This window comes from Variovorax sp. CCNWLW186 (assembly GCF_037203865.1).
Lineage (GTDB): Bacteria > Pseudomonadota > Gammaproteobacteria > Burkholderiales > Burkholderiaceae_C > Variovorax.
Map to the genome: position 1 here is coordinate 1 of NZ_JBBCBO010000025.1, position 15,342 is coordinate 15,342.

Genomic DNA, 15,342 nt, shown 5'->3' on the forward strand with positions numbered 1-15,342 from the left:
AAATAAAGGAGGAGGGGCGCAGCCCCGGGGGACATTCGCGGAGGGGAGTACCCGGTGGCCTTTGCACGCGCCCTGAAAAACGCTCAACTCAACCCACTAAGGCCGAACCATCTTGCAGTCAGTCCCCTGAGCCAATTCGTTCCCGGTATACACAGCGTCTGTCCGGAACCCGTAGTTGGTCCCTTCCCAGCCCACCTTCACGCTCTTTCCATCCACCGGCGCAATCGTGTTGACCACCTGAGGCAACAGCAATTGATGGTCCTCGCCGCGCATGCGCACCGGTCCCACCACCGAATCGAAGCTCAGGTCTTCAAGCGCCCGCGCCACTTTCACTGTGTCCGTGCTGCCGGCCTTGTTGATGGCCGCAGCCAGGAGACGCGGCGTGAAGTCGATGCGCGGCGCCAGAAAGTCCTTGCCCGTCTTCGCCTTGTAGGCCTTCGCGAGCGCATCCGCGCGCGGCGTATCGGCCTGGCCCGGATGCCATTCGGCAACCCAGGTCAGCTGCCCCAGCTTGGCCTGCGACACCGCCAGCACCGTTCCCGGCACCGAACCCGCGCTGTGGTTGAAATAGCGCAGGTCGTAGCCCGCGTCTCCCGCGGCCTTGAGCAGCAACGTCATGTCTTGCCCCCAGTTGCCGGTAATCACCGAGTCCGCACCGCTCTGCTTGATGTTCGCGACATACGGCGAAAAGTCTTTCACCCGGCCGATCGGATGCAGCGTTTCGCCGACGAACTGAACGTCGGGCCGCGCAAGGCCTACCAGCTGCCGTCCGTAGCTTGCCCATTGCTTGCCGTGCGCATATTCCTGGTTCAGCAGGTACACCTTCTTCACCTCGGGCGTCTTCTTGATGTAGTTGGCCAGCGCCTTCATCTTCATCGCCGTGTTCGCCTCGGTCTGAAAGTGCCAGAAGCTGCAGGTCTTGCCCGTCATCTCGGGGTCGATCGACGAATGGTTCAGCACGATCAGCTCCTTGCCCGGATTGCGCTGGTTCCACCGCGTGACCGACTGGACGAGCGCCGCCACCACTGACGAGCCCGAGCCGCCCGTGACGATGGCCTTGGCGCCCTGGTCGATGGCTGCCTGCAATGCGCTCTGGCTTTCTTGCGCCGAGAGCTTGCTGTCGAACTGAAGCAACTGCAGCTTGGTGCCGCCGAGCACGCCGCCCTTGGCGTTGATCTCTTCGATGGCGTATTGCGTGTGCGTCAGCATCAGCTCGCCCACGTTTGCGAACGGCCCCGAGAGCGGATCGATGTACGCGATTTTGTAGGTCTGCTGCTGCGCCTGTGCCGCACCCGCAAGGGCCAGCAGTACCGCAAGGGCGATGGGGGCGTGCCTGGATTTCATGTCAGTGTGTCTCCGATGTTGTTTGAAAAGAAACTTCCGCGAAGGGCGCCGTGCGCGCCTTTCGCTTCAATGCGCTTCTTTGGCGCGAAGGCCGATCACGCGGCTTGCCAGCTTCGTGAGTTCGGCGACCACTTCGTCGGCCGAAAGGCGGCCGTCGGGCCGGTACCAGCTGTAGAGGAAACCCGGCAGGCTGCAGGCGGCCAGCGCGGTGATCTTGGTTTCGGTGAAGTCCAGGTCGCCATCGCGCCGCGCTTCTTCGAGCAGCGGGCACAGCAGGTCGTAGAAGTGGTGCGCTAGTTTTTTCTGAGCGGCGATGTATTCGGGCCGGTACACCTGCGGCTCGCGGTACGCAAAAAACGCGCAGGGGTGGTGCGAAACGGTCGCGCGAATCAGCCGCTCGATGCCTTCGATCACCTTTTCGCTCGCGCGGCGCGGATCGCTGGCGGCAAAGTCGAGCGCGGTGAAGCAGTCGACCGCGGGCCGCCAGGAGAGCGTTTCGAAGATCTCCTGCTTGTCGCGAAAGTAGTAGTACACAAAAGGCTTGGTCACACCCAGCGCGCGAACGATCTGCGCCATGGTGGTGTTGGCATAGCCCTGCGCCGCAAAGAGCTGCGCTGCCGCCTGCAGGATGCGCTCGCGCTGCAGGTCGGTGCCCTGCGTGGCCGCTCGCTGGCGGCCCGTGCCCTGGGGCAGATGCGGCTGTGCCGTGGTGGATGCCGAAGCATCGGCATCGCCAGAGGGTTTGTGCCGTGTCGCCGAAGTTATACCCATGGGTAGGATTGTTGGTGCACCATGCACTCATTGGCAAGCGCCGGCCCCGCGCAGGCGGCTATCGATAACCCTGAGAAAGTGACGCCATGGAGACAACCGCAACGGCTCGCGGGTTGAGCGAGCTTCCACCCCGTCCACAGCAACCGCTGCACGAATACCTGCGCGCCCATGCGCGTGAGCGCGGCGACAGCGCGGCGTGCATCTGGTACGGCCATGCCATGACCTGGGCGCAACTCGACCTTGCGAGCGATGCCTTCGCGGCCCGACTGCAAGCCATCGGCGTGAAGAAGGGAGAGCCGGTGGTGCTCTTTCTCAACAACTGCCCGCAGTACCTGGTGGCGCACTTCGGCATCCAGAAAATCGGCGCCATCGTCTGCCCCAGCGGCCCGCTCAACAAGGAGCACGAGCTGGCCTACCAGGTCAACGACCTGAAGGCACGCGTGATCGTCGCGGCCGCGTCGCTCTTGCCGGTGGTGCGCAAGGTGCAGCCCGAGAGTGCGCTCGAGCATGTGTTCGTGGTGCACTACGCCGACCTGCTGCCTGCCAATCCCGTGCTCGATCTGCCGGCGGAGCTGCTTGCCGAACGCGAATCCGTTCGCAGCGTGCCTGAAGAGTGCGAAGACTTTCTTTCCGTGATGCGAAGCGGCGCCGCACCGCAGCCCGTGAGTATCGGCCTGGACGACGTGGCGCTCATGACCTACACCTCGGGCACCACCGGTTTGCCGAAGGGCGCAATGCTCACCTACGGCAACGCGCTCTTCAAGACGCGTGCTGCTGCCGATTGCAATGGCGTGACTGGCGACGACGTGCTGCTTTCCATTGCACCGCTCTATCACATCGCCGGCATGCTGATGGGCGTGAACGTGCCGGTGCTCAGCGGCGCCGCATCGGTGCTGCTGCATCGCTTCGACCCGCGCGCTGCACTGCAAGCCATTGCGCAGCACAAGGTGAGCTGGTGGTACAGCATCGCGCCGATGAATGTGGCCTGCATGCAGATGCCCGACATCGCGAGCTTCGATCTATCGAGCCTGAAGCGCAATCCGGTCACCAGCTTCGGCATTACCTTTACCGAGCCGCTGGCCGCGCAGTGGCGCTCGCAAGCGCCCCATTGCGTTTCGTTCGAGGCCGCCTACGGCCTTAGCGAAACCCACACCTGCGACACCTACACGCCGCACCATGCGCCCCGGTGGGGCACGCAGGGCATTGCGGTGCCCGGCGTGACCATCCGCATCGTCAACCCCGACACACAAGCCGACGTTCCCACAGGCGAGGTCGGCGAGATCGTGCTGACCAGCCCCGGCTGCTTCAAGGGCTACTGGAACAAGCCCGAGGCCACCGCGGCCACGCTGCGCGGCAAATGGGTGCACACCGGCGACATGGGCAAGCTCGATGCGGACGGGTACCTCACCTTCATCGGCCGCTTCAAGGAAATGATCAAGGTCTCGGGCTACAGCGTGTTCCCCGAAGAGGTAGAGACCATCCTCATCAAGCACCCCGCGGTGGCGCAGGCCGCAGTCATCTCGCAGCCCGACTCGGAAAAGGGCGAAGTGGTGAAGGCCTTCATCGTGCGCAAGCCCGGCGCCACGCTCGATGCTGAGGCGCTCATTGCCTGGTCGCGCGACAACATGGCGAGCTACAAGGCGCCGCGGGCCGTGAGCTTCATCGATGCGTTGCCGACCACGGGCGCGGGCAAGGTGCTTCGGCGCCTGCTGAAAGACAAAGCCTGAAAGGTTCTCTCTTGTTCTCCAAGATCCTGATTGCCAACCGCGGCGAGATTGCGGTGAGGCTGGTGCGCGCACTGCGCGACCTGGGCATTGCCAGCGTGGCGGTGCATGCGCGCGACGACGCATCGGCGCTGCACGTGCAGCTGGCCGATGGCGCCGTCGCACTCGACGCAACCGGCCCATCGGCGTACCTCGACATCGGCGCGCTGATCGCTGCTGCACGAGCGCAGGGCTGCGATGGGGTGCACCCCGGCTACGGCTTTCTGAGCGAGCGCGCCGACTTCGCGCAGGCCTGCGCAGACGCCGGGCTGGTCTTTATCGGCCCGGCGCCCGAGCAGCTGGCGCTGTTCGGCGACAAGGCGCGTGCGCGTGCGCTCGCCGCGCAGTGCGACGTGCCCGTGATGCCGGGCAGCACCGGCGCGGTAACGCTCGCGCAGGCGCAGGGCTTTTTTGCCGAGCAGCAGGCGCAAGGCGCGGGCGTGATGATCAAGGCCATCGGAGGTGGCGGCGGGCGCGGCATGCGCGCGGTGCTCCATGTCGAAGAATTGGCCGAGGCACATGCGCGCTGCATGTCCGAGGCCAAGGCGGCGTTCGGCGTGGAGGGCGTGTATGTGGAGCGCCTGATGCGCAACGCCCGCCATATCGAAGTGCAGGTGCTGGGCGACGGGCAGGCCGTGGCAAGCCTCGGCGAGCGCGAGTGCACTTTGCAGCGGCGCTTCCAGAAGCTGGTGGAGATTGCACCCAGCCCTTCGTTGCCCGATTCGCTGCGCGCGCAGATCACGCATGCGGCGCTGCGCATGGCCAAGGCCGTGAACTACCGCAGCCTGGGCACCTTCGAGTTTCTGGTCGATACCGAATCGGCCACGCTGCCCTTCGTCTTCATCGAAGCCAACCCCCGGCTGCAGGTGGAGCACACGGTGACCGAGGCCGTGAGCGGGCTCGACCTGGTGCAACTGCAGATCGCGGTGGCCGCGGGCCAGCCGCTGAATGCGCTGGGCATTGATGCGGACCGTACCGCGCCGCAGCGCGGCTTTGCGGTGCAATGGCGCATCAACGCAGAAACGCTTGATGCGCACGGCAACGCTCGGCCATCCGGCGGCACGCTCGCGCGCTTCGACCTGCCGGCCGGGCCGGGCGTGCGCATCGACACGCATGGCTATGCAGGCCTTGCGCCCTCACCGCACTACGACACGCTGCTTGCCAAGCTGATCGTGCATTCGCCGTCGCCGCACTTCGCGGACGCATTGCGCCGCTCGCTTCGCGCGCTGGACGAATGCCATATCGACGGCATCGCGACCAATCTCTCATTGCTGCGCGCCATTGCGGCGCGGCCCGAGTTCGCGAGCCAGGCAGTGCACACCCGCTTCGTGGAAGCGCACCTTGGCGACCTGCTCGCCTCGGCGGTTGCGTTCGAGAAGAAGAGCCCGAGAAAGAACGCATCCGCATCGGAAGCAGGAAACACGGCGCCGGCAAGTTCTTCGGAGGACGAAGACGGGCTGACGGTCAAGGCGCCCATGCCCGCGAAGCTGGTGCAGTTCGAAGTCGCGCTGGGCGATGTGCTGCCCGCGGGTGCTCAGCTGGGTGTGCTCGAAGCCATGAAGATGGAGCACTTGCTGCATGCGCCCGCTGCGGGCAGGGTGATCGCCTTGCTGGCCGAACCGGGCGACTACCTGGTCGAAGGCCAGTCGCTGGTACGGCTGGAGCCTGTCGATGCGCAGGCGGTCGAGGCCGAGGCTCACGCCGGGCAGGACCTCGACGCGATCCGCCCCGACCTGCAGAGGGTGATCGACCGGCATGCCTACACACTCGACGCCAACCGCGAGGCCGCCGTGGCCAAGCGGCATGCGCAGGGCGGGCGCACCGCGCGCGAGAACATCGCCGACCTGTGTGAGATCGCATCCGATCCGGGCAACTTCATCGAATACGGTGCGCTCGCCATTGCCGCGCAAACGCGGCGCCGCACGCTCGATGACCTGATCGCCAACACGCCCGCAGACGGCATGGTGACGGGGCTTGGCAGCGTCAACGCGAAGCTGTTCGGCCCCGAGAAGTCGCGTTGCGCCGTGCTGGCCTACGACTACACGGTGCTGGCCGGAACGCAAGGCATGCGCAACCATCACAAGACAGACCGGCTGCTGGCGGTGGCGCACCAGCTGAAGCTGCCGGTGGTGCTGTTCGCAGAAGGCGGCGGCGGGCGGCCGGGCGATACCGACATGCCGATCGTCGCGGGCCTCAACAACCACACCTTCAGCCAGTTTGCGGCGCTGTCGGGCAAGGTGCCGGTGGTGGGCATCGTGCATGGCCGCTGCTTTGCGGGCAATGCGGCGCTGCTGGGTTGCGCCGACGTGATCATTGCCACCAAGGCAAGCAACATCGGCATGAGCGGCCCCGCGATGATCGAGGGCGGCGGGCTCGGCAGCTTTGCGCCGGAACAGATCGGCCCGAGCAGCGTGCAGTCGCGCAACGGCGTGATCGACATCCTGGTCGAGGACGAAGCTGCCGCGGTGGCTGCGGCCAAGCAATACCTCTCGTACTTCCAGGGCCCCGTGGCCGACTGGCATTGCGCCGACCAATGCGCGCTGCGCCATGTGGTGCCCGAGAACCGGCTGCGCGTGTACGACGTGCGCGCCGCCATGCGCGGCGTGGCCGACACCGGCTCGCTGCTCGAGCTGCGTGCCGGCTTCGGCGCGGGCATCGTTACCGCGCTGGCGCGCATCGAGGGCAAGCCGGTGGGGCTGATGGCCAGCAATCCGCATCACCTGGGCGGCGCCATCGACGTGGAGGCGGCCGACAAATCCGCGCGCTTCATGCAGCTGTGCAACGCACACGGGCTGCCGATCGTCTCGCTGTGCGACACGCCCGGCTTCATGGTCGGACCGGAGATCGAGGCACAGGCGCAGGTGCGCCACGTGTGCCGCATGTTCATGGTGGCGTCACACCTGCGCGTGCCGTTCTTTGCCGTGGTGCTGCGCAAGGGCTATGGCCTGGGCGCGCAGGCGATGACGGCCGGCGGCTTCGACGCCCCGGTGTTCACGGTGGCATGGCCCACGGGCGAGTTCGGCGCCATGGGGCTCGAAGGCGCGGTGCGGCTGGGCTACCGCAAGGAGTTGGCCGCGGTGCCCGAAGGTGCCGAGCGCGATGCACTGTTCAAGAAGCTCGTCGCGCAGCAGTACGCCAACGGCGAAGCGATTCACATGGCGCAAACGCTGGAGATCGACGCGGTGATCGATCCTGCCGAAACGCGCACCTGGCTGGTGCGTGGACTTGCATCGGCCGGCCGGTCGGTCGAAGCTGCCTCGCCGTATGTAGACACTTGGTAACGATGCACTAGACCTCGTCACACGAGAGGGCAAGGAGGCTCCGTAAACTGAGTCGCTTTGCGCGCATGAAACTGGGTTCGCATTGGCTTTCTGTTCTTTGCCAAGGTGTTTTGCGGCATGGCGTGACTGCGGTCGGGCTGTTGCTGCTGGCCGCTGCTGTGGCCGTGCAGGCCGTTCAGCCGGATGAAAGGCCGAAGCAGCCGGTAGAAGCACATTGGGTGACCAGCTGGGCCGTTGCGCCGGTGGACTTTCGTGAGCTGACGGCGAATCCTCTCGCCAAGGCCGCAGCCCCCAAGCCCGGAGGTGACCTGTTCCGCGGGCAGACGCTGCGCCAGCAATTCGAGACCGCCCTGGGGGGCGAGCGCATCCGCATCCGCTTTTCCAACAGGTTCGGCAAGGCCCCGCTGCGCATCGCGGCCGCGAGCGTCGGGCTCAGCACCGGCGCGGACGCGGTGTCGCCGGCGACGCTGCGCATGCTGCGCTTCGGCGGCCGCGACAGCGTGGTGGTTGCGCCGGGCGCCGATGCATGGAGCGACGGTGCCGACTTGAAAGTCGAAGCCGGACAGGCCGTTGCGGTGAGCGCCTTCTTCGATCGGACGGTGCCTTACGCGACCGTTCACACACAGGTGTCCGACACGAGCTGGGTGGTGGGCGGCAATGCCGTCGGCACGCCCAAATTGCAAGGGGCCGCGCCGCTGCCGCTCAATCACATCGTGACCGGCCTCGATGTCATGACCATGCAGCCGGTGCGCGTGGTGGTCGCTTTCGGAGACTCCATCACCGCCGGCGGCGGCGAGGCGGGCGAGGGCGCGTATCCGGATCTGCTTGCCACGCGTTTGCGCAACAGCCCTTTGGCGACGCAGCCGGTGTCCGTCATCAATACGGGCATTGGCGGCAACCGCCTGCTGACCGACGGCATCGGCCCCAGCGGCCTGTCCCGCTTTTCGCGTGATGCGCTTGGGCAGACGGGCGTGACGCATGTCGTCGTGCTGCTGGGCACCAACGACATCGGCCGCAGCGTGCTGGTCGGCATGGCGCGGCTGCCCACGCCGGAGCACGAAGTGCCGACGGCGCAGCGCATCACCGAAGGCTTGCAGCAGCTGATCAAGCAAGCGCGCGCCAAGGGCGTGAAAGTGCTGATCGGCACCGTGCCGCCGTTCAAGAACACGCCCTACTGGAGCGACGCTTCCGAGGCCATGCGCGCGGAGGTCAACCGCTGGATCCGCAGCCGGCAGGACGTCGATGCGGTGATCGATTTCGACGCGGTGCTTCGCAGCCCCGCCGATCCCCTGGCGCTCAATCCCCTGTATGACAACGGCGATCACCTGCATCCCAACAAAGCGGGCCATGCCGCCATGGCAGCCGCGGTGGATCTTCGCGAATTGCAAGAGTAAGCGCTAACCAAAGCACTACTTTTCGCGATACACGTTTACACAAAGTCCGGTGTAGGGCTTACAGGGGGTTCACATGGCCCCGGCAGCATGAAGGCTCCAACAACTCATGAGGGCCAACCCATGAAAAAACTAGCAATCACGCTTTCGATCGGTGCCGCTTCGCTGCTCTCCGCGGGAGGCGCGCTCATGGTGCCGACAGCCGCCCATGCGCAGCCCGGCGTCTACGTCGAGGTGCCGCCTCCGCCGCCGCGCTACGAGCGCCCGCCGCCGCCGCGCCGTGGTTACGTGTGGGCTCCGGGGCACTATGAATGGCGAGGTGGACGCCATGTGTGGGTCCGCGGCATGTATGTGCGCGCCCGCCCTGGCTACGCCTACCGTGCGCCGGAATGGCGCGAACGCGACGGCCGCTGGGAATACCGCCGCGGCCAGTGGGACCGTGACGGCGACGGCGTACCGAACCGCCACGACCGCCGTCCGAACAACCCCAATCGCAACTGATTGAGGGGCGGGGGTACCGCTAGCGGAATACGACCGTGCGGTGCCCGTTCAACAGCACGCGGTGCTCGCTGTGCCACTTCACCGCACGGGCCAGCACCTGGCTTTCGGTGTCGCGGCCGCGCGCCGTGAGGTCTTCGACCGTATCGGTGTGGTCGGCGCGCGCCACGTCCTGCTCGATGATCGGGCCTTCGTCGAGGTCGGCCGTCACGTAGTGGGCGGTGGCGCCGATCAGCTTCACGCCGCGGTCGTGCGCCTGGTAGTAGGGCTTGGCGCCCTTGAAGCTGGGCAGGAACGAATGGTGGATGTTGATCGCACGACCGGCCAGGCTGTTGCACAGGTCGTTGCTCAAGATTTGCATGTAGCGCGCGAGCACCACCAGTTCGGCGCCTTCCGCCTCGATGATTTCCAGCTGCTTTGCTTCGCCCTGCGCCTTGGTGGCGGCCGTCACGGGAATGTGATGGAACGGCACGTTGTAGCTGGCGGCCAGCTGGTAGAAGTCGCGGTGGTTCGAGATGATGGCCCGCACGTCGATGGCGAGCAGCCCGCTCTTCCAGCGGAACAGCAGGTCGTTCAGGCAGTGGCCTTCCTTGCTGACCAGGATCACCGTCTTCATCGGCTGGGCTGCGGCGTGCAGCTGCAGGTTCATGCCAAAGCCGGCGCCGAAGGTGGCGAGCTGTTCGCGCAGCGCCGCCTCGGTGTGGTCGCTGCAGGCAAAGCGCACGCGCATGAAGAACAGGCCCGTGTCGTGGTCGTTGTACTGGGCGGCTTCCTCGATGTTGCCGCCGCGCTCGAGCAGAAAGCCCGAAACGGCATGCACGATGCCCACGCGGTCCGGGCAGGAAAGGGTCAGGATGTATGCACTCATGAGGCCCCGATTGTCGCAGCGCGCGCCGCGGCCTGGCGCCGGCTGCGTTCAAAGCCCCAGGGCGCTGCGCAATGCGCTGCGGCTCGTGACGCCGAGCTTCGAATAGGTTTCACGCAAGTGCACGCGCACGGTGGCGGGCGACACGGACAGGCGGGTGGCAATGTCCTTGCCCGAATAGCCGGCGCAATAGAGGCGGCTTATTTCGGTTTGCCGCGGCGTGAGCATGGCGCCGGTGCCTGGCGCATTGCGGCGCAGCGCCACACGCAGCCCGCCATGTGCGGGTGTGACTTCGCACTGCCATCCGGCCGCATGCAGCTTGCGGATTGCGCCGCGCTCGCCCTCCAGCCATGACTTGGGCAGGCGCGGTTCCGACACCTTCGCGATTGCGGCGAGCCGCGGCCACGCGCGGCAGAAGTCGCCATTGGGAAAGAGGATCCAGCCTTCGTTGTCGGTCACGGCCAGCGGCTGGTCTCCGCTGCCGGTGTCTTCGAGGCCCTGGTGCGCACCGGCGTAGAGGCGGTTGATGAGCAGGGCCTCGCCGATGCCGGGCGCAAGCGCAGTGAGCGCGTCGACCTCGGCTGTGCCGTAGCGCGGCGATGCGGGCCCGCGGTTCAGGTAGCAATGCGCGAAGGTCTCGCTGCCTTCGAACGGAATGGACACGCCCAGCTGATGGTGAATGCCGTAGCGCGCCTGGAAGCTGCGCCACGACGGATGGCTCTGCTTCCACCGGGGATCGTCGTCGTTCACGCACACCGCCCGCAGGGGCTGCGCGTGCATGGCTGGGGTGGTGAAGTCGAGTTCGGCGCCGCCGATGGCGTACCAGTCGGCGCTCATTCCAGACAGGTCGTAGCCGACGCCGACCGAGGCCACGAAGCTGCGCGGATGCCAGATGTTGATGGCGCCATGGTCGGCGCCCATCAGCCCGACCAGCCGTTCGAGCAGTTTCTGCGGAAAGCGCTCGCAGGCGGTAGTGCGCGCAAGGCGCAGCAGGCCCAGTGCCGCGGAGTCCGGATCGGTGAGAGAGAACGGGGACTTGGGCGGCATCGAACAGCTTGTCGAATCGCGAGGCGGCGGAGGCTACCACAACCCATGGTAGGCGGCGGGGTCAGGCGCGAAGGACGATTCCGGCTTCGGACGGGCGGCATTCACACACACAAGACCGAGGAGAAGAAACCATGCGCTTTCGAAGCAGGCGCCGGCTGGGGGCCGGCATTGCATTGGCCTTTTGCGCGGCGGCGGCCGCACCGGCAGGTGCGCAGGTGCTCAACCCCAACACCTGCCCCGGCGGCACGCTCTACAGCAGCACCGACCCGGGCGCGTACTCGGGCTTCAGCGCGCATCGCGACATCGTGCAGCAGGACTGCCAGAGCAACATGGCGGGCGGATCGGGCGCGCAGGCCGGCATCGACCTGAGCAGCGCGAACACGGCTCTAGGGCGCGACAGCAGCGCAAGCGGCGGCCAGGCGACAGCACTCGGGCGCGGCAGCACTGCGGCGGGCGTTTCGGCCGCGGCAGTCGGCGCGAACAGCAACGCGACCGGTAACGGCGCCACCGCAATGGGCTCGAACAGCAGTGCGACTGCCAACTCGGCCACGGCCATAGGCTCGAACACCGTGGCATCGAGCGGCTCGGCCACCGCGGTGGGCAACGTGGCCAACGCCACGGGCGAGGCGGCATCGGCAGTGGGCTATCGCGCGCTGGCATCTGGTGACGGATCTGCCGCATTCGGACGCGAAAGCGAGGCCAGCGGCGACAGCAGCACGGCGCTGGGCGACATGGCTACCGCCTCGGGACGCAGCGCAATGGCGCTCGGCCGCGAAGCCCGCGCCACGAGCGATTTCGCGCTGGCGTTTGGCGCCAGCGCAAGGGCGACCGACATGGGTGCCTTGGCCATCGGAACGGCAAGCTTCGCATCGGGTTTCAACAGCGTGGCAATGGCACGGGCAGCAGCTCGAGCGGTGCGGGGTCGGTCGCCATCGGCGCTGGCAGCACGGACGGCGGGCGCGAGAACGTCGTTTCGTTCGGCAGCACGACGGACCGCCGCAGCCTGATCAACATCGACGGCATCAGCGCGGCGGGCCACGTCGACGCCGGCGGTCTTTCCGTGAACGGCAATGCTTCGGTGGCGGGGCGGCTGACCTCCGGCAGCATCGACAACCTGGGCGGCGGTATTACCAACGCTGGGCGCATCAGCGGCGTTACCGCCGGCGCCGTAACAGCGACCTCGACCGATGCCGTCAACGGAAGCCAGCTCTATGCGGTAAGGAGCACGGCCGAGCAGGCACTGAACCTGGCAAGCCAGCAGGGCACGCAGGTGCAGCAGATCACGGCGCAGGTGACCCAGAACACGCAGCAGATCACTCAGCACACCGAACAGATCGCGGAGCACGCGCAACAGATCACGCAGCACACCCAGCAGATCACGCAGAACACACAGCAGATCGAGCAGCAGTCAGTGCAGATACAGGCCATGGTCAATGGCCAGTTGGGTGTCTGCACCGTCAATGGCGGCGCCCTGCAATGCTCGGTGCAGGGCCAGGCGGCTGCACGTGCGGAGGGCGCGGGTGCGGCGGCGATCGGCAATGGCTCGCAGGCCACCGGCAACGGTGCGCTTGCCGTGGGCCGCAACGCCAAGGCACTTGCGGCCGGAGCCATGGCGCTGGGCGACGGCAGCACGGCCAGCGCGAGCAATGCGGTGGCGCTGGGCCAGGGATCGGTGGCCGACCGGCCCGACAGCGTGAGCGTGGGCAACGCGGCCACGGGCTACCAGCGGCAGGTCACCAACGTGGCACCCGGCGTGGCGGCCAGCGATGCAGTCAACCTTGCGCAAATGGAGCGCGCGGTGGCCGTGTCTTACGGCCAGGCGCGTGAGTTTGCCGCGCGCGGCGTGGCGCAGGCCATGGCGATGCCGTCGATCCCCATGCTCGCGCCCGGACGCAAATGGCTGGGCGCGGCGGTGGGGCACTACGCAGGGCAGTCGGCGCTGGGCGTGGCCTTTGCCTATCAGCTCGACGAGCGCTGGAGCGTGGGCGCGGGCCTGAGCGCGGCGGCGGGCAACGGCGCGCAGCTCGGCGGCAGGCTGCAGGCGGGCTATCAATGGTGATCGGGGGCTGAGCGCCGGCAGAGCCAGGCCATGAGGCGGGCCCGTGGCAAAAGTGCAAGAATGCCACGGGCGGCCGCCGCAAGGGCGGCCAGCATCCACCGAGACCAAGAAGGACGCACGCATGGCCTACCAGGACTTCAACATGGGCAACCAGTGGTTGCCCTTCACGCCCAACCGCCACTTCCAGAAAGACCCGCGCGTCTTCGTGGCGGCCGACGGCATGACGTTCACCACGCACGACGGCAAGAAGGTGATCGACGGCATCTCGTCGCTGTGGTGCGTGGGCGCGGGCCACAACCGCAAGCCGATCAACGAGGCGATCAAGAAGCAGCTCGACACGCTCGACTACGCCACCGCCTTCCAGGTCAGCAACGACAAGGCTTTCAAGGCGGCGGAGATGATCGCATCGCTGGCGCCCGGCGACCTGAACAAGGTGCTGTTCTGCAACTCGGGCTCGGAGGCGGCCGACACCTCGATGAAGGTGGCGCTGGCCTATCACCGCGCACGCGGCGAGGGCCACCGCAACGTGTTCATCGGCCGCGAGAAGGGCTACCACGGCGTGGGCTTCGGCGGCATGTCGGTGGGCGGCATTCCGGGCAACCGCAAGGTGTTCGGCTCGGCCTTCTTGCCGCGCGTGGACCACATGCGCTTCATTCACGATCCGGTGAACCACGCCTACATCCACAATGAAGAGCCGGTGTGGGCCGAAGATCCGCTGGTCGAGCTGGAAACCCGCATTCTTCCGCTGCACGACCCGAGCAACATCGCCGCCATCATCGTGGAGCCGGTGGCAGGGTCCGCAGGCTGGTACCTGCCGCCCAAGGGCTACCTGAAGCGCCTGCGCGAAATCTGTGACAAGCACGGCATCCTGCTGATCTTCGACGAGGTCATTACCGGCTTCGGACGTATGGGCACCAACTTCGCGTCGGACTATTTCGGCGTGGTGCCCGACATGCTCAACTTTGCCAAGTGCGTGACCAACGGCGTGATCCCGCTGGGCGGCGTGATCTGCCGCGACAAGCTCTACGACGCGATGATGAAGACCGACGCGCCCGAGCACGTGGTGGAGTTCTTCCACGGCTACACCTACTCGGGCCACCCGGTGGCCTGCGCCGCGGCCATTGCCACGCTCGACCTGTTCAAGGAGGAGAACCTGTTCGCGCGCGCAGGCGAAATGGGCAAGGTGCTGGGCGATGCGTTCCACAGCGCATTCAAGGGCCTGCCGAATGTGATCGGCATCCGCAGCCTCGGCCTCGCCGCGGCGGTGGAGCTTGCGCCGATTGCGGGCACGCCGGGCAAGCGCGCCTACGACATCTTTTTGGACTGCTTCCACAAGGGCGCGCTGGTGCGGCCCGCGGGCGACGTGCTGGTGATTGCGCCGCCCTACATCGTCGAAAAGCAGCACATCGACACGCTGGTCAATGCGCTGGCGGATTCGATCAAGAAATTCGCCTGAGCCGCCGGGCGCCCAGGCTACGCGGGTGCCCGCATGCCCGCGCAGTAGTCTTTGGGCGGCAGGGCGGGCGTGCGCCAAACGGCGTCGTAGGCGCCCTTGTTGTCTTCATCCGATTCGGGTGAATCGCCGCCGGCCTGCAGCCGCACCGTCTTGACTGAGACGTCGGTCGGCAAGTGCTGCGGCACCCCCAGCACCTTGGTGGCGTGCCCCGCGCCGCTGATCAGCAGCACCGTCTTGCCCGGCTGTCGGGCCTTGACGATGGCTTGCGCCATGGCGCGGTCACGCCCGACCTGGATGCGCGTCATGGGCACGATCTGGGCTTCGGGCAGCAGCTTGCAGTGACCCTCGCGCACGGCGTCCTGCTGCGCGGTGTAGGCCTCGCCGTTGAGTTGTACGTCAAGCGAGACGTCGGCCATGGCGTTCTTCATTCGCGCGCGCGGCATGTTGGCGCCGATGACGGGCACGCCGGCGCGCACGGCGGCCATCACCCCGGGGCCGTAGCTGCGCCAGGGCCAAGCTTTGTCGTTCCAGCCGAGGGCGACTTGCACCTGCGCTTCGGTGGCCGTGCGGTCGAGGCGCGCGGTGCTGTTGCCTTCCTCGGCCATTTCGAGCAGCAGTGCGGCCAGCTTGCCCTGGCTCGCCAGCGCCTCGACGGTTTCCCGCTCGATGGCGTGGTGCTCGGCCGCATCGTGCTGCTCGCCCAGGATGAGCGCGTCCGCCGGCAGCAGCGCCGCGGCGCGCTTTGCCACGGGCGCATCAGGGCCGGGCGAAAAGGCGGAGCACCCTGCCAGCACGATGGCGGCGAGCAGGGGGACCAGGAATCGGGGAGCCCGCGCGGGGAAGGGTTGGGATTGCATCGCGCCATAC

At 66.9% G+C, this 15,342-nt stretch carries 12 protein-coding genes; 7 read left to right on the forward strand and 5 right to left on the reverse strand.

Annotated elements, in window-relative coordinates:
• Positions 1–96: 96 nt before the first annotated feature.
• A complete protein-coding gene (locus tag V9K97_RS23140; protein ID WP_337320969.1) occupies positions 97–1,344 on the reverse strand; it encodes a branched-chain amino acid ABC transporter substrate-binding protein in 1,248 nt (415 codons plus the stop codon).
• A 66-nt stretch (positions 1,345–1,410) separates the two neighbouring features.
• Entirely contained in the window at positions 1,411–2,115 is a 705-nt protein-coding gene (locus tag V9K97_RS23145) for a TetR/AcrR family transcriptional regulator (protein ID WP_258502569.1), read from the reverse strand.
• An 86-nt stretch (positions 2,116–2,201) separates the two neighbouring features.
• Between V9K97_RS23145 and V9K97_RS23150 the strand changes: the two genes are divergently transcribed.
• From V9K97_RS23150 to V9K97_RS23165, 4 genes are all read left to right on the forward strand, one after another.
• Entirely contained in the window at positions 2,202–3,842 is a 1,641-nt protein-coding gene (locus V9K97_RS23150) for an AMP-binding protein (RefSeq protein WP_337320970.1), read from the forward strand.
• 11 nt (positions 3,843–3,853) lie between these two features.
• Complete coding sequence (locus V9K97_RS23155; protein ID WP_337320973.1) at positions 3,854–7,159, forward strand: carboxyl transferase domain-containing protein; 3,306 nt, start codon at positions 3,854–3,856, stop codon at positions 7,157–7,159.
• Positions 7,160–7,377: 218 nt separating this feature from the next.
• Positions 7,378–8,553, forward strand: a complete 1,176-nt coding sequence (locus V9K97_RS23160; protein WP_337320974.1) for a GDSL-type esterase/lipase family protein — start codon at positions 7,378–7,380, stop codon at positions 8,551–8,553.
• Between the two features lie 120 nt (positions 8,554–8,673).
• The gene (locus tag V9K97_RS23165; protein ID WP_258502565.1) at positions 8,674–9,051 is read left to right on the forward strand and encodes a hypothetical protein; all 378 of its coding nucleotides are present in this window, start codon (positions 8,674–8,676) and stop codon (positions 9,049–9,051) included.
• 19 nt (positions 9,052–9,070) lie between these two features.
• Here the strand turns inward: V9K97_RS23165 and purU are convergent, their stop codons facing one another.
• Positions 9,071–9,916 carry a formyltetrahydrofolate deformylase gene (gene purU, locus V9K97_RS23170; RefSeq protein WP_126748312.1) on the reverse strand — a complete coding sequence of 282 codons (846 nt, stop codon included), beginning with the start codon at positions 9,914–9,916 and terminating at the stop codon, positions 9,071–9,073.
• Positions 9,917–9,964: 48 nt separating this feature from the next.
• A complete protein-coding gene (locus V9K97_RS23175) occupies positions 9,965–10,960 on the reverse strand; it encodes a LuxR C-terminal-related transcriptional regulator (RefSeq protein ID WP_337320976.1) in 996 nt (331 codons plus the stop codon).
• A 131-nt stretch (positions 10,961–11,091) separates the two neighbouring features.
• Here V9K97_RS23175 and V9K97_RS23180 point away from each other — a divergent pair, with 131 nt between their 5' ends.
• The 3 genes from V9K97_RS23180 (at position 11,092) to V9K97_RS23190 (ending at position 14,475) form a co-directional block, all read left to right on the forward strand.
• Positions 11,092–11,967, forward strand: a complete 876-nt coding sequence (locus tag V9K97_RS23180) for a hypothetical protein (RefSeq protein WP_337320978.1) — start codon at positions 11,092–11,094, stop codon at positions 11,965–11,967.
• A gap of 53 nt (positions 11,968–12,020) precedes the next feature.
• Positions 12,021–13,019 carry a YadA-like family protein gene (locus tag V9K97_RS23185; protein ID WP_337320980.1) on the forward strand — a complete coding sequence of 333 codons (999 nt, stop codon included), beginning with the start codon at positions 12,021–12,023 and terminating at the stop codon, positions 13,017–13,019.
• Positions 13,020–13,140: 121 nt separating this feature from the next.
• Complete coding sequence (locus V9K97_RS23190) at positions 13,141–14,475, forward strand: aminotransferase class III-fold pyridoxal phosphate-dependent enzyme (protein WP_281146800.1); 1,335 nt, start codon at positions 13,141–13,143, stop codon at positions 14,473–14,475.
• A 17-nt stretch (positions 14,476–14,492) separates the two neighbouring features.
• On the opposite strand, the gene V9K97_RS23195 is transcribed toward V9K97_RS23190, so the two are convergent.
• On the reverse strand, positions 14,493–15,332 hold the full coding sequence (locus V9K97_RS23195) for a ChaN family lipoprotein (protein ID WP_337320982.1): 840 nt from the start codon (positions 15,330–15,332) through the stop codon (positions 14,493–14,495).
• Positions 15,333–15,342: the final 10 nt, after the last annotated feature.

What these genes read in the sequence shown, in the direction of transcription:
- V9K97_RS23140 (WP_337320969.1), bottom strand. Translation starts at nt 1,344, where the DNA reads ATGAAATCCAGGCACGCCCCCATCGCCCTTGCGGTACTGCTGGCCCTT.
- V9K97_RS23145 (WP_258502569.1), bottom strand. Translation starts at nt 2,115, where the DNA reads ATGGGTATAACTTCGGCGACACGGCACAAACCCTCTGGCGATGCCGAT.
- V9K97_RS23150 (WP_337320970.1), top strand. Translation starts at nt 2,202, where the DNA reads ATGGAGACAACCGCAACGGCTCGCGGGTTGAGCGAGCTTCCACCCCGT.
- V9K97_RS23165 (WP_258502565.1), top strand. Translation starts at nt 8,674, where the DNA reads ATGAAAAAACTAGCAATCACGCTTTCGATCGGTGCCGCTTCGCTGCTC.
- purU (WP_126748312.1), bottom strand. Translation starts at nt 9,916, where the DNA reads ATGAGTGCATACATCCTGACCCTTTCCTGCCCGGACCGCGTGGGCATC.
- V9K97_RS23175 (WP_337320976.1), bottom strand. Translation starts at nt 10,960, where the DNA reads ATGCCGCCCAAGTCCCCGTTCTCTCTCACCGATCCGGACTCCGCGGCA.
- V9K97_RS23180 (WP_337320978.1), top strand. Translation starts at nt 11,092, where the DNA reads ATGCGCTTTCGAAGCAGGCGCCGGCTGGGGGCCGGCATTGCATTGGCC.
- V9K97_RS23190 (WP_281146800.1), top strand. Translation starts at nt 13,141, where the DNA reads ATGGCCTACCAGGACTTCAACATGGGCAACCAGTGGTTGCCCTTCACG.
- V9K97_RS23195 (WP_337320982.1), bottom strand. Translation starts at nt 15,332, where the DNA reads ATGCAATCCCAACCCTTCCCCGCGCGGGCTCCCCGATTCCTGGTCCCC.